Source organism: Micromonospora sp. DT62 (genome assembly GCF_049847285.1).
Lineage (GTDB): Bacteria > Actinomycetota > Actinomycetes > Mycobacteriales > Micromonosporaceae > Micromonospora > Micromonospora reichwaldensis.
On record NZ_JBNCOB010000041.1, the window covers coordinates 1 to 13984 of the forward strand.

General features: G+C 69.7%; 10 protein-coding genes and 2 pseudogenes. 9 read left to right on the forward strand and 3 right to left on the reverse strand.

The genetic code is table 11. The features are described from left to right. The 4 genes and pseudogenes from ACPXCB_RS30525 to ACPXCB_RS30540 form a co-directional block, all read left to right on the forward strand. A pseudogene (locus ACPXCB_RS30525) lies at positions 1-295 on the forward strand (hypothetical protein); the annotation flags it as partial. Next, positions 204-1622 (forward strand): IS30 family transposase, encoded by a 1419-nt coding sequence (locus ACPXCB_RS30530; RefSeq protein ID WP_425879509.1) that lies wholly within the window; start codon positions 204-206, stop codon positions 1620-1622. The pseudogene ACPXCB_RS30525 and the gene ACPXCB_RS30530, both read left to right, overlap by 92 nt. A gap of 7 nt (positions 1623-1629) precedes the next feature. Further along, positions 1630-1935 (forward strand): annotated as a pseudogene (locus ACPXCB_RS30535) (integrase core domain-containing protein); the annotation flags it as partial. 540 nt (positions 1936-2475) lie between these two features. Next, on the forward strand, positions 2476-4884 hold the full coding sequence (locus ACPXCB_RS30540) for an AAA family ATPase (RefSeq protein ID WP_425879487.1): 2409 nt from the start codon (positions 2476-2478) through the stop codon (positions 4882-4884). Between the two features lie 73 nt (positions 4885-4957). On the opposite strand, the gene ACPXCB_RS30545 is transcribed toward ACPXCB_RS30540, so the two are convergent. Both ACPXCB_RS30545 and ACPXCB_RS30550 read right to left on the reverse strand, forming a co-directional pair. Then, on the reverse strand, positions 4958-7387 hold the full coding sequence (locus tag ACPXCB_RS30545; protein WP_425879488.1) for an FtsX-like permease family protein: 2430 nt from the start codon (positions 7385-7387) through the stop codon (positions 4958-4960). Further along, positions 7381-8145 carry an ABC transporter ATP-binding protein gene (locus ACPXCB_RS30550; protein WP_184681664.1) on the reverse strand — a complete coding sequence of 255 codons (765 nt, stop codon included), beginning with the start codon at positions 8143-8145 and terminating at the stop codon, positions 7381-7383. Before ACPXCB_RS30550 ends, ACPXCB_RS30545 begins: the two co-directional genes overlap by 7 nt. Before the next feature lie 169 nt (positions 8146-8314). Between ACPXCB_RS30550 and ACPXCB_RS30555 the strand changes: the two genes are divergently transcribed. The 4 genes from ACPXCB_RS30555 (at position 8315) to ACPXCB_RS30570 (ending at position 11415) form a co-directional block, all read left to right on the forward strand. Continuing rightward, entirely contained in the window at positions 8315-9472 is a 1158-nt protein-coding gene (locus tag ACPXCB_RS30555; protein ID WP_311773527.1) for a sensor histidine kinase, read from the forward strand. Next, positions 9469-10137: a response regulator gene (locus ACPXCB_RS30560; RefSeq protein ID WP_184681662.1), complete on the forward strand. Its 669-nt coding sequence runs from the start codon at positions 9469-9471 to the stop codon at positions 10135-10137. Before ACPXCB_RS30555 ends, ACPXCB_RS30560 begins: the two co-directional genes overlap by 4 nt. A gap of 61 nt (positions 10138-10198) precedes the next feature. Then, the gene (locus tag ACPXCB_RS30565) at positions 10199-10765 is read left to right on the forward strand and encodes a hypothetical protein (RefSeq protein WP_425879489.1); all 567 of its coding nucleotides are present in this window, start codon (positions 10199-10201) and stop codon (positions 10763-10765) included. A 2-nt stretch (positions 10766-10767) separates the two neighbouring features. Then, complete coding sequence (locus ACPXCB_RS30570) at positions 10768-11415, forward strand: nucleotidyl transferase AbiEii/AbiGii toxin family protein (protein WP_425879490.1); 648 nt, start codon at positions 10768-10770, stop codon at positions 11413-11415. Between the two features lie 257 nt (positions 11416-11672). Here the strand turns inward: ACPXCB_RS30570 and ACPXCB_RS30575 are convergent, their stop codons facing one another. Then, positions 11673-12863, reverse strand: a complete 1191-nt coding sequence (locus ACPXCB_RS30575; protein WP_425879491.1) for an IS110 family transposase — start codon at positions 12861-12863, stop codon at positions 11673-11675. 538 nt (positions 12864-13401) lie between these two features. Here ACPXCB_RS30575 and ACPXCB_RS30580 point away from each other — a divergent pair. Further along, positions 13402-13962 carry a hypothetical protein gene (locus ACPXCB_RS30580; protein ID WP_425879492.1) on the forward strand — a complete coding sequence of 187 codons (561 nt, stop codon included), beginning with the start codon at positions 13402-13404 and terminating at the stop codon, positions 13960-13962. Positions 13963-13984 lie beyond the last annotated feature (22 nt).

Here is a 13984-nt window from a genome sequence, read left to right on the forward strand (position 1 = left end):
CTCCCGCATGATCGTCGGCTGGCAGGTGTCCACGTCGCTCTACACGGATCTGGCGCTCGACGCGCTGAAAATGGCGATCTGGCGCCGCGAACATCAAGGCGCTGACCTGCGCAAACTGGTCCATCACTCAGACAGGGGAGTCCAGGGCGGTTTCAACCGGCCGTCGCAACACCTTGATCGCGGAGGTGTGCATGGGCAGGAACATGAAGCTGGAGCAGGTGCCGGAAGGGGCGCGGAGGCAGTGGGCCGCGGACCGGGCGCTGCGGGCGCCGATGCGGTCGCCGGGTCGGCCTGAGCCTTCGCGCGCTGTGCAGCGGCAGTTCTGGCGGCTGATCGCGACGGGGATCACGACGGTCGAGGCCGCGCTTGCCGTTGGCGTGTCGTGGCCGGTTGGGGCGCGGTGGTTTCGTCACGCTGGCGGCATGCCGCCGATCAGCCTGGACGAGCCTTCGGGCCGCTATCTGTCCTTCGCCGAACGCGAGGAGATCGCGCTGCTGCGGGCGCAGGGCACGGGCGTGCGGGAAATCGGCCGCAGGATCGGACGCGATGCGGGGACGATCTCGCGTGAGTTGCGGCGCAACGCGGCGACCCGGGCCGGCAAGCAGGAGTATCGGGCCACGGTGGCGCAGTGGAAGGCGCAGCAGGCGGCCAAGCGTCCGAAGACCGCCAAGCTGGTGTCCAATCCGCGGCTGCGCGAGTACGTGCAGGACCGACTGTCCGGGGCGGTGCGCCGGGCCGGCGGCGAGCTCGTGGCCGGGCCGACGGCTCGGGCCTGGAAGGGACGCAACAAGCCCCGCCGGGAAGACCGCCGTTGGGTCACCGCCTGGAGCCCGGAACAGATCAGCAACCGGTTGAAGCTCGACTTCCCGGATGATGAGTCCATGCGCATCTCGCATGAGGCGATCTACCAATCGCTGTTCATCCAGGGCCGGGGCGCGCTGAAGCGTGAACTGGTCGCGTGTCTGCGCACCGGCCGGGCACTGCGGGTGCCGCGCGCCCGGGCCCGGCAACGCCGCGACGGCATGGTCACCCCGGAAGTGATGATCAGCCAGCGGCCGGCCGAGGTCGAGGACCGGGCCGTGCCGGGGCACTGGGAAGGTGACTTGATCATCGGGCTGGACAGGTCCGCGATCGGCACCCTCGTAGAACGAACTACCCGCTTCACCTTGCTGCTGCACCTGCCCCGTATGGACGGTTGGGGCGTCGAAGCGCGGTCGAAGAACGGCCCGGCCCTGGCGGGGCACGGCGCCGAAGCCGTCCGCGAAGCGATCGCCGCGACGATCACCGCCCTGCCCGAGCAGTTGCGTCGCACGCTCACTTGGGATCGCGGCAAGGAACTCGCCCAGCACGCGAAGCTAACGATCGACACCGGCGTGCAGGTCTACTTCGCTGACCCGCACAGTCCGTGGCAGCGCGGCACGAACGAGAACACCAACGGGCTGCTCCGGCAGTATTTTCCCAAAGTTACGGACCTGGCCCGCTGGAACACCGGCGAACTCGAGGCGGTGGCGGCAACATTGAACAGCCGGCCGCGCAAGGCACTCGGGTGGAGAACGCCCGGTGAAGCCCTTAACGATCTGTTATCGTCCATTCAGGATAGTCGTGTTGCAACGACTGGTTGAAACCGGTCAGTATCGAGCGATTCGCTACAGCCAGCGCCTCGCCGAGGCAGGCGCCGTCGCCTCGGTCGGCTCCAAGGGCGACTCGTACGACAACGCGATGGCCGAGGCCTACAACTCCCTGTACAAGGCCGAACTCGTCCGCAACCGAGGTCCGTGGCGCGGGCTCGATGACCTGGAGATGGCCACCGTCGAGTACATCGACTGGTACAACAACCGTCGCTTGCACGGCGAGCTCGGGCACATCCCACCCGCCGAACACGAGGCCCTACACACGATGCCCCAGCCGGTCACCGGACCCCTGAAAACCAGCTAACCAACTCTCCATCAACCCGGAGCTTGACACAAGGTAGAAGTGGCCGGCATCGGTCGAGCACACCCTCCACACCCCTGCCTTGCGTGTCACCGTCACCAGGTTCCGGTCCTTGAGCGCACGCGCCGACCGGCGGTACTCGACGCCGTCCGGGCCGCTGAGGTCATCGCCGCTGTGGGATCCGGCGAAGCAGGTCGAGCTGCCGCTCATTGAGCGAATCCCATCGCTGCATCTCCAGACCATAAGGGGCCAAGCATGCTCGATGAAGCTGACACGGCTGCGCGTGGCGTTCTGTACCGGCAGAGCCGCCGAACCGGCCCACTGCGCCTCGTCCTGTGAGGCCACTCCCGAACCAATTGGTGCTCGGGTGTTGCGCACCGACGCCGTACAAGCAGAACGACCGCGGTGGCCCCTTCAGCCCGCGTATCGATCCGGTGGGGGCCCGAGAGGGGCAGCTCTGCCCTTCTGTCGTACGCCCCCGCTAGGTTTCTCGTACGTGGCTGGCGTGTGGTGCCAGGTCACATGGGATGCCGAGAAGGGCCGGTGCGCCTCACGCGGGTGTACGTCAGGTTTTTCAAGTCCTTCAACTTCGACTATGAGCGCCGCGCGAACGAGAAGGCTCAGCGTGCGACGTGGGAGATCCTGCCGGAGGGCTGGTATCCCCATGTGCGCCTCGACGTCGACCCCCAGATCACCGCGATCGTCGGAGCGAACGAGTCGGGCAAGAGCCACTTGCTGGACGCCATCGAGTGCGTCATGGGTGAGCGTGAGGTGACGCGTAGCGACTTCTGTCGCTACTCGCAGCTGTTCTCGGTCGAGACCGACGAGGTCCGGATACCTGACGTGGGCGCTGTCTTCATGGTCACCCGGCAGGCGGAGTCCGAGTTGCTGGCGACACTCGACGTGACCAGGGCCGTGGGCGAGACGTTCCTGTTTATGCGGCCCGGGGAAGGGTCTCCCTTCATCGTGGCGGACGAGACCGTCGTCGAGCTTGACGATCCGGCCGAGGTGAAGGCGCTCGAAGGCATCTTGCCGCAGGTATTGCGGTTCTCCACCAGCATCGCCGTTCCCGACAGCGTGCCGATCGCGTCGCTGTGGGGTGGCCGGCTGGGCAACCTCGCTGACCGCCGCCTCCGTGGTGAGTTCCTGGAAGCCGCCGAGCAAATCGATGCCGACGACGACGCCGACACAACGGCGTGGGGCCGGCGGTTGTGGTCGTTCTTCCGTCGCCCGACCTCGACAGCGGACAGCCGCGAGCAAGCACTTCAACGTAACGCGCAAGCCCTAGCCAAGAAACTACTCGTCGATGTCGCCCGCATCGACGAGAGCATCTTTAAGGAGCTCCAGAAGGCCATCAACGAAGGCAAGGAGGGCGAAGTTAGCGGCCTTGAGGGCAAGATCAATGAGAGCTTGGCGCGACACCTCAACCTCTCACGGTGGTGGAGCCAGGACAACGACTTCAAACTCCGTGTTACCACCCGAGAGCGGGAGCTCGTGTTCACCATCCGCGACCGCACCGGGGCGGAGTACTCCTTCGGCGAACGCAGCCGGGGTCTGACGCACTTCCTCGCCTACTTCGTTCAGCTCCGGGCTCACCGGCCGGCCGAGGACCGCGACGAGATCCTGCTCATGGATGAACCCGACGCCTACCTGTCGAACTCCGGCCAGCAGGACCTCCTGCGCGTGCTGGAGAACTTCGCGATTCCCGACGACCGGCGCCGGACGGACCAGGTCATCTATGTCACCCACTCACCCTTCCTGATCAACAAGAACGCCGCCGATCGGCTGCGGGTCCTCGACAAGGGCGCTCAAGAAGAAGGCACCCGCGTAGTCAGGGACGTCGCCCGCACCCACTACGAGCCCCTGCGCTCCTCCCTGGGCAGCTACGTGGCCGAGACCGCCTTCATCGGTGGCAAGAACCTCATCGTCGAAGGATCCGCCGACCAGGTGATGCTGGCCGGGATGTCCAACGCGCTGCGCGTCCGGCGGCCCGACGTCGCCCGGATGCTGGACCTCAACGAAGTCACGATCGTGCCCGCCGGCAGCGCCGACAGCGTCCCCTACATCGCCTACCTCGCCCGCGGCCGCGACCCGATCAAGCCCCCGTGCGTAGCGCTCCTCGACGGTGACGACGCCGGTCGAAGGGCCGTCGGCAAGCTGAGGCGCAGCGAGGCGAACCGCAAGCCGGTCCTCGACGGGAAGTTCGTCGTTTGCCTGGACACCTGGGCCACCAATCGCGCAGCATCGGCACCCGATGACATCAGGGTGGCCGCTTCCACCAAGTCCGGGGACGTCACCGAGATCGAGGATCTTATCCCTGCACGCATTGCGGTCTACGCCGCGCGGAACTACGCCACCCGACTGCTAGGACTCAGTGACGAGGACGCCGCCAAACTGAAGGAAACGGGCCTCAAGACAAGACTCGAATCAGGCCGCCCCTTGTGGGATTGCCTGAAGGACAGCTTCGCCGAGGCCTTCGACGCGAATATCGACAAGGTCGGCTTCGCCCGCGAAGTTGTCAGTTATCTCAACCACATCCCACGTGACGGCCGACGCCCAGCAGAGGTTAAGACCCTGGAGGACAACTTCATCGCGCTCTTGAGCGACCTGACCGACCTGCTCGAAGACGCCGCGGTCAGCGAAACCCAACGCCGTCGCGAGAAGCGCATGGGACGCATCGTCCGCGGATTTCTCGACGACTATCAAGACGGCGCAAGTCGCACTGTCGCCGACAGCCGCCTGCGCGAGATCGAGAGCAGCCTCGACGACTCCGCAGCCCACGACGACCTCAGAATCAAGATCGCGGCGCTACGGCGAGACTTCTCACTCCGCACTGACCCGACGAGGAACATCAGCGATTTCCCGACTTTCCGGCAACGGCTTGAAGACCTCACTCGCCAGGAACGCCTCGCCAACCAGGACCCCGACATTGACATCGGCCCCGGCTATTAGCCCCAACGCCGCTCAGTGAATTGCCTGGGTCGGTCAGCACCACTTGGCACGCGCAGCCAAGCTCGCCACGGGTTCACCCCATGATGCCGACGGGGGACCGCGCGGGGCGGTGACGCAGTGACCGCCAGGTCGGCAACGCGCTCGCCAGCACCGCCAGCAGCAGGCAGAGCCCCACCACCGAGCCGACCACCGACCACGGCACCACCAGGTCGACCGGTACGCCGGCCTGCTCGGCGAGGCCGGCACGGACGCTCAGCAGACCGACGAACGCGACAGCCCCGCCGAGCAGAGCGCCAATCAGCACCACCAGGGCGGACTCGGCCGTGACCAGCCAGATGACCTGCCTGCGGGTCGCTCCGGCCAGCCGGATCAGCCGCAGGTCGGCCACCCTGCCGGCGGCGGCCATCAGCAGCGTGTTCGCCACCGCGACCGCCCCGTAGCCGGCCGAGACACCTATCAGCAGCAGCGTGAACAGCCAGACGAGGCGGTCCTCGGCGCGGTCCGCCTCGGCCGCCCACCCGGCCACGTCGACGATCCGCGCTCCGGCCGGAGGGTCGACCCGGTTCTGGACGTACACCGCGGAGGTGAGCGCCGAGGGGTCGTGCGACCGGACCATCGACCGGGGCAGGAGCAGGTCGCCGGGGATCGAGTCGTCGGTGACGACCGCGACGACGCGCAGCGACACCACCTCCCCATCGGCGAAGACCAACGCGTACGGCTCGGACGGCTGCCGGTTCGCCGAGGCGGGAAGGACCACCGTGTCACCACCGCTCAGGTCGTCCAGTGAGCCGGCAACCACGGTGAGCGCCCGGTTGGCAGCGGCGAAGCCCGCAGGGTCCACGCCGAGCGCGGTCAACGGCTGGTTCGCCGGCGACGAGTCCGAGTCGCTCTCGAAGACCGTCGTCGGCAGCAGGGCGGTCCCCCCAACCGCCGCGACGACCTGGTCCGACAGGCCCGGTGCGCGGTCGGGCACGACTACCCAGCCGGCGTTCACGTTGTCGGCCCGGCTCGCCGCGTAGGCGGCCGTGGTGGTGCGCACCATCCCGGAGACCAACACCGCGAACGCAACCGTGAGCAGCACCGGGGCGGCGATCGACGCCGTGCGCCGGGTCGCGGTCGACGCCCCGGCCCGGACCAGCATCCCGATTGCACCACCCGGTCGACGCACCGGCGACCGCAGCAGCCGCACCACAGGGCCGACGGCCGCCGGTGCCAACACGGTGGCGCCGGCCACCAGGGCCATCACCGCGTAGAGGGCGAACGTGGCAGCGTCGCGGGCCTGGTCGGCGGTCGCCGTGCCAAGGCTGAGGGCGAGCCCCGCCGCGACGAGGAGCACCCCGGTGGCGACTCGCAGCCGTCCGATCGGCCGCTGTTCCCCCGCCGCCTCGCGCAACGCCTCCAGCGGGCGCACGCGTGCCGCTCGGCGCGACGCCGACCAGACGGCCAGCAGCGCGATCATCGGACCGGCGACGATCGACACCGCGACCGGCCAGGGCTCGTACCGGACCCGGAAGGTCGCCGGCTCGAAGCCGACGTCGACGAGCAGCCCGCCCAACACCGGGGCGAGCGCTGCGCCGGCCAGGAGGCCGGTGAGTCCGGCCGTGGCGCCGACGACGAGCGCCTCGGCGTGGACCATGCGGTGGACTTGACGGGGGGTGGCCCCGACGGCGCGTAGCAGGCCCAGCTCACGGCGACGCTGCGCGACGGTAAACGCGAAGGTGGAGGCGACCACGAAGACCGTGACGAAACTCGCGAGAGCCGCCGTGGCGGTGAGCACCTGCATGCCGATCCAGCGGGTGCGGGCATCCCCCCGAGGCTCCAGAGCGGCGCGGCCGTCCCCGGTCAGCGCCCGCCCGTCGCGGCCGAGGACACCGCGAGCCGCCTTGGCGATCGCCTCGGGATCGGCGCCCGGAGCGATCAGCAGGCCAATGGCCCGGACGCCGGGCGCGAGCACGGCCGCGGCCTCGTCCGCGACGTAGACACCGGGCGCATCGACCAGACCGGTGACGATGTAGGGCTGCGGGCCCGCCGCCGTGAGCAGGGTGACCGGCCCGCCGGGAGGCAGCCCGAGCGCGCGGTCGACCACCACCTCGCCGGCCCGCCGGGGCGGCTCGCCGGCCGTGAGACGAAGTCCACCCAGCCGGGTGCTGGACCAGCCGTGCCCCTGGTGAGCGTCCTCCCGCTGCGCCTCGGTGGCCGGGGGCCGGCCGTTGACGAGCGCCTGGGCGTAGAAGGTCCGGTCCGGCACTGCCGCCGTAACGCCCGGCGCCTCGGCCAGCCTGCTGGTGAGTTCCGCTGTCCTGGCGGCCGACCACGGCCGGGTGGGCGCAAACGAGTCGGCCGGCGCACCGGCCTCAGGGCTCTGCACCACGACTGCCGCGTACGCGAGCCGGTCGGGTACCTGCGGGCGGCCGGAGGCCAGCAGCAGGGTGGCCACATCGACCAGGGTGACGCCGACGGCAACGGCCACGAAGGCACCGACCGACCGCCGGATGCTCAGCACGACGACTCCACGACGCTCTCCGCCGGGACCGTCTCCCGCTCGGCGATCCGCGCGGCGACGACCGCGGCGGTGATCCCGCTGGCCAGCTCGTCCACGATGCGGCCGTCGCCGAGGAGAAGGACCCGATCGGCGTACGCGGCGGCGGTGGGATCGTGGGTCACCATCACGACGGTCTGCCGGTGGTCGTCAACGAGTGCGCGCAGCAGCCGGAGGATCTGCTGTGACGCCGCGCTGTCCAGTGCCCCGGTCGGTTCGTCGGCGAAGACGACCGCGGGGCGGGTGATCAACGCTCGGGCCACGGCGACGCGTTGCTGTTCGCCGCCGGACAGTTCGCTCGGCCGGTGCCCGGCCCGGTCGGCCAGTCCCACGGCGTCGAGCGCGGCGAGGACGTCCCGGGCGGGGGGACGACGCCTCGCCAGACGCAGCGGCAACTCGACGTTCTCGGCAGCGGTCAGCGTGGACACCAGGTTGAACGCCTGGAACACGAAACCGATCCGATCGCGGCGCAACCGGGTCAGCTCGTCCTCGCTCAGGTCGTCGAGGCGCCTGCCGTCGATCGCGATGGTCCCCGCGGTCGGCTTGTCCAAACCGGCCGCACAGTGCAGCAGGGTGGACTTCCCCGAGCCCGACGGGCCCATTACGGCCGTGAAGGTGCCGCTGGCGAAGCTGGTCGTCACGCCGTCGAGCGCCGTCACCCGGCGTGCTCCGGTGCCGTACACCGCGCACAGCCCTGTCAAGGTCACCGTCTGTGTGGTCATGACCGTCAGGGTGCACGCTCCGGCAGGTACCGCGCGTCGTGCCGGCGCGGGCACTTTCTGACCCTCCCCCGGGCGGAGCCCGGGTCCGGGACGAGCCTGGACGTCCTACCCGAGGATGACCACCCGCAGGTGGACGCGGCCGAACCAGCCCGCCGATACGCTTCGACAGGTGACCGCCCTCCTGCTGACCCGGCGGCTGCGGCCGGTGGAACTGGCCATCGTGGACGCCGTGCTCGCCGTGGCGGTCGGCGGGCTGCTCGGCCCGTACGCGGCGCTGGAATCGCCGCTGCACGGTGGTGTGCGCGAACCGCTCTGGGTGTCGGTGCTCGTCGGGTTCGCTCTCGGGCTGCCGTTGGCCGTCCGGAGACGGTGGCCGATCATCGTCGCCGTCGTGATCAGCTCCGTGGCCACCGTCGCCCTGATCACCGGCGTGATTCCCAACTATGCCGCCGCCGCGCCCGGGCTCGCCATCGGCCTGTCCTTCTACACGGTGGCCGTATCGACGCAGACGCGTCGGTCACTGCTGTGTGCCGCCGGTTGTCTCGCTCTGGTGAGCGTCGCCCTGGTGCTGACCGAGAGCGACCTCTGGTCGCGAACCGGCGGGGTCGTCTACGCCACCGTCATGATCGCGCCCGCATGGTTGATCGGTTGGCTGGTCCGCGAGCGGCGTGCCGTCGCCGCCCGTGAGGGCGAGCACCTGGTCCGCCGGACCGCCGCCGAGGAGCGGTTACGGGTGGCCCGGGAGCTGCACGATGTCGTCGCGCACACGCTGAGCCTCATCGTCGTGAAGGCGGCCGTCGCCAACCACGTCGCCGCGACCGATCCCGGCGAGGCGGGGGCGGCCCTGCGGGTGATCGAGGAGACCGGCCGCAACGCACTGACCGACGTGCGTCGGGTGCTCGGCGCGCTGCGCGAGGACACCCCGTACGCCCCGACGCCAGGGCTGGACGAACTGCCCGCGCTGGCCCGACAGGCGGCGATCGCCGGTGTCGACGTACGGCTCGACGTACGGCAGGAGGAACCAGCCGCAGCGGTGCCGGAGTCGGTGGGTCTGGGGGTCTACCGGATCGTGCAGGAGGCGGTGACCAACGTCGTGAAGCACGCGGCACCGGCCACCTGCAGGGCAACGGTGACCGTCACGCATCGCGAGGTCAGGATCGAGGTGACCGATGACGGCCGCCGTCCGGTCCTGATCGGCGGGGAGGGGCACGGGCTGATCGGCATGCGGGAACGGGTGACGTTGCACGGGGGCGAGTTCCGCGCCGGGCCGCGCTCCGGCGGCGGCTACACGGTTACCGCCAGCCTGCCCTACCGGGTGACCGCGTGATCCGGGTGCTGATCGCCGACGACCAGGCGCTGCTGCGCGGCAGCTTCCGACTGTTGGTCGATTCGACCCCGACCTTCACCACAGTCGGTGAGGCGGGCACCGGCGTGGAGGCCGTGGCGCTGGCCGCCGAGCACCGCCCGGACGTGGTGCTGATGGACGTGCGGATGCCAGAAATGGACGGCATCGAGGCGACCCGACGCATCTGCGGAGACCCCGCCACCGCCGGCACCCGCATCGTCATCCTGACCACATTCGACCTGGACGAGTACGTCTACGGCGCACTGCGCGCCGGAGCCAGCGGGTTCCTGCTCAAGGACACCCCACCGGCGGACCTGCTGACCGGCATCCGGGTGGTGGCCGCCGGCGAAGGGCTGCTCTCGCCGACGGTGACCCGCCGGCTGATCGACGAGTTCGCGCGTCGGCCGGAGCCGGCCCGGCCGCTGCCACGGCGGCTGGCGGAGGTGACCGAGCGAGAACGGGAGGTGCTCACACTGATCGCCCGCGGCCTGTCCAACGCGGAGTTGGCTGAGCAGCTCCATCTCAGCCTGGCCACCGTCAAGACACACGTCGGACGACTGTTGACCAAGCTGGCGGTACGCGATCGGGCACAACTGGTCATCGTCGCCTACGAAACGGGCTTGGTCGGGCCGGGCGGTCCGCGCTGAGGGCATCGCCCTCCATGGAAAGACACCAAGCGTGCTGGGCCTAGCGTAGTAGGCTGCGGGCATGGGCCGGTTCTCCGAGGATGAGCTGCAGGCGGTTGTCTCCCGGTACGAGGCGATGCGGGCGGCTGCGTTGACCGAGCGGGACGAGCAGCTGCGGGCGTTTCACGAGGCCGGCTGGCGGCCGGTGGATCTGCAGCGGGTCACCGGGTACAGCCGGGAGACGATCCGTCAGGCGCTCCGACCGGAAGTTCGGCGGGCGACAAACCTCAGCCGGCGCCGGACAGCACCCCAGCCGCCGGCGGACTACCGGCCCTACGGTGACCGGAAGCCCTACGTGGTGGCAGAAGCACTCGCCGCGCTGCACGGCCCGACCGGGGGCACGGTGACGCTTCCACGTCATCTCGACTGGTCCGGGCACGCCGAGTACGACCTGAACCGGCCCGCACGCCTGTCCAGCATGTACAAGGTGGTGCTCACCGAAGCCGCCACGGTCGAGGATCTGCACACTTGGCTCGACGCCGACCTCCTCCGGCGGCTCTGGCCCACCCTCTGGCTGCCACCCCAGCTCCGCCAGCGCTGGGAGGAAGCCTTCCCCGAACTCGCCGCAACCCGCAACAACGCGGCGTAGCGGTGGACCCCTTCCACGAACGCCTCGCCCGTACCGGCCTCGGGGCGGCCGATCGATACGGCTTCGCGCTGGCCGGCGGCTACGCGGTCCAGGCCGCCGGGCTCGTCGAGCGGCCCAGCGAGGACGTCGACCTGTTCACCGCCTGGGACCGCCGCAGCGATTTCACCGACGCGGTCGCCGCCGTCGTGCACGCCTACCGAGACGACGGCCTGACCGTCGAGACCGAGCGGCAGTACGACACCTTCGCCCGGCTGGCCGTCACCGACGGCGTGCGGGTCTCCAAGGTCGAACTCGGCGTGGACTGGCGTGCCAACGAACCGATCCTCATGGCGATCGGACCGGTACTGCACCCGGACGACGCGGTCGCGAACAAGATGGGCGCACTCTACGGGCGAGCGTTCGCCCGTGACTTCATCGACATCGACGCCACGCTCCGATCCGGCCGCTACACCCGCGACGCCCTTCTCGCCCTCGCGCGGCGCGCCGACCGTGGCTTCGACCCGCGCGTCTTCGCCGGCGCCCTCGGACAAGCCACCCAGCTCGACCCCGACGACTTCGCCCAGTACGGCGTCACGGGCCGAGCGCTGGACACACTCCGAAGCCGATTCGGGGAATGGCGCCGCGAACTGCTCGACGACGAGGAAGGATGACTCGGCTCCCGACTCGCGGCAGCGTCAAGCCCGCACCCGCAGGACCCACAACGTTCCAGCTGATCTTCGGCAAGCGATCACAGCGAGCCCGCGAAGCGACCGGCACGCAACGGGGACGATAGGAAAGCCGCAGGTCATCAGCCTGCGGACACCGGCGGAGCGTCGGGTTAGGAGTCTCCATGTGACTCCGGGTGATCTTGATGGGCAGGGTGGATCGGCCGGCGCGAAGGGGTTGCGTCGACCGGGAGCGCGCTGGTTCAGGCTGCGGCGTGGATCGCTGGCGCCGGCCGGATAGAGGTCTTGCGGTCACGGACAAGCGCCCAAAGAACGTCGACGCGTCGTCGGGCGAGGGCGAGTATCGCTTGCCTGTGGTTCTTTCCTTCCGCACGTTTCCTCTCGTAGTAGGCACGCGATATGGGGCATTCGCGGGCGGCGGTGAATGCGGCCATCCACATAATGTGCCGTAGCCGACGGTGGAAGCGGCGAGGCTGCCGATGGTTGCCGGAGACCGTGCCGGAGTCGCGGGAGACGGGTGCCAGGCCGGCGTGGGCGGCGAGCTTCGCGGGGCTGTCGTACTCGGTCATGCCGGCGGTGTGGACGAGCAGTTCGGCGGTGAGCAGGGGTCCCATGCCGGGCAGGCTGCCGATGATCGGCGCGAGGGGGTGCTGGTCGAGTTGGTCGGCGATGAGGTCGTCGACGTCGGCGATGCGTTGCTCCAGGGCGAGGATCTCGGTGGCCATCTGCCCGACCACCACGGCGGCGGCGCGTTGCCCAGGCAGGCTGACGGTCTGCTGCCGGGCGGCGGCGACCATCGCCTCGGCGACTTGGACTGCGTTCTTGACGTGCCCGCGCCGGAGCAGGGCGGTGATCCGGTCAACGCCGGCGTGCCGGATCGCCGCCGGTGTCTGCCAGCACGCGAGGACCATCATCGGGGCCTTCCGGTTCAGGTCCACAGCCCGCTCCAGGGCAGGGCTGATCCCGGTGAGCAGCTCCTGCAACCGGAACAGCGTGGCGACGCGCTGCCCGACAAGGTCGGCGCGGTAGCTGGTCAGGACGGTGAGTTCGGCGAGGAGCCGGTCGGAGGGTTCCAGGATCGGAATGTCGGGGCGCATACGGATGGTCTGGGCGATGACGACCGCGTCGCGGGCGTCGGTCTTGTTCTCTCCGGCGAACGCGGCGGCCATGTGGAACGCGACGGTGCCGGAGACGTAGCGGACCTGGACCTGCCGCCGCCACAGCAGGGTCAACAGCAGGGCGGACAGGCCGGTGGTGACGTCGACCGCCCAGCACACCGGCCGGCCGTGCGTCGACACCTCCGCCATGACCGCCAGGAGGGCGGTTTCGTCGTTGGCGACCCGGCGGGAGTAGACGAGCCGGCCGTCGCCGTCGACGGCGGCCACGTGGTGGTGGGTCTTGCCGATGTCCACGCCGATCCACAGCTTCGCCACCGTCGTGCTCTCCTTCGTCGGTCGGTTTGCTCGAATGTGCCTCGTCTGGGGTTCGGGTTTGCCGGCATCTTCTAATGATGCGAACGCAGGTCGCGGGTCTCCATCAGCGGTCTACCGAATCTCGCAGACGACGAAGCGGCGGGTGGCATCTCCTACCGTGAGCCAAGCGATCTCGGCGAAACACACGCAGCCATACCCCCGCCTCCGGGCATCAGGGTCTACGGCCACCAGGGCCGCGCCCGTTCAACCAGCCCGTCCGCAAGGCGAGAGCGGGCGGCACCTCGAAGTTCAGCCACGATCACGGCGGAACACACACAGCCATCCCCACTCCCGGCCCCCGCGGGCACGGCGACCCCAGCCTCCCGCCGTCGCCAGCCTGCGCCTCGGACACGATGTGCGAGACCTGCGAGCATCAGCGCTCCATCGAGCGCGGCAGGCGTACAGCATGGCTGCCCATGGTCGCCGGTCCACCGGCCGCCGTTCCCGCGACCAGGCTGATTCCCACGCCAGCCGTCGTTGCAGCGGCTTGAATAGCGGTGTGCAGATCAGCAAGGACGGGCGGGACTGGCGCATCGGGACCGCCGCCGACGTGGGTTGGATCGCTGGTAACACGACTGCCGGCGTCTCGATCACCACCGCCATCCCGCCGGTCTTCGACGCCTACGCCACCACGTACCAGACCGACGAAGTCACCGCCGCCGCCTACGAGCACGCCCTGGTCGAGGACCTCGGCGCGCACACCCCCGACCAGCCGTGGTGGTTGGCATACCTCGACACCGGTGCCCACGACGTCGTCTTCCCGCACGCTCCGAGGGTGTTCCTCTACTGGAACTGGCCGTACGTGCTGGTCGAGGCCGGCCCCGAGCAAGCCCTCACCTGGCGCACCGGTGGGCACATCCGCCACCCGCACGGCGCGCTACCCGACCTGTTCTTCCCGGCCGACCGGTCATGGCTGGTCTCTGCCCTCTGGGACGACACCTGGACCTGCCTCGGCGGCCCGGAACAACTGATCCACACCCTCGAACGTGACCCCCTGGCCAACGCCCGCCAGGTCCGACTCGACGAAGACGCGCTACCACCGGGGCTGACCCGCGAGTGAGACCCAACGCCCAACCCGGTTG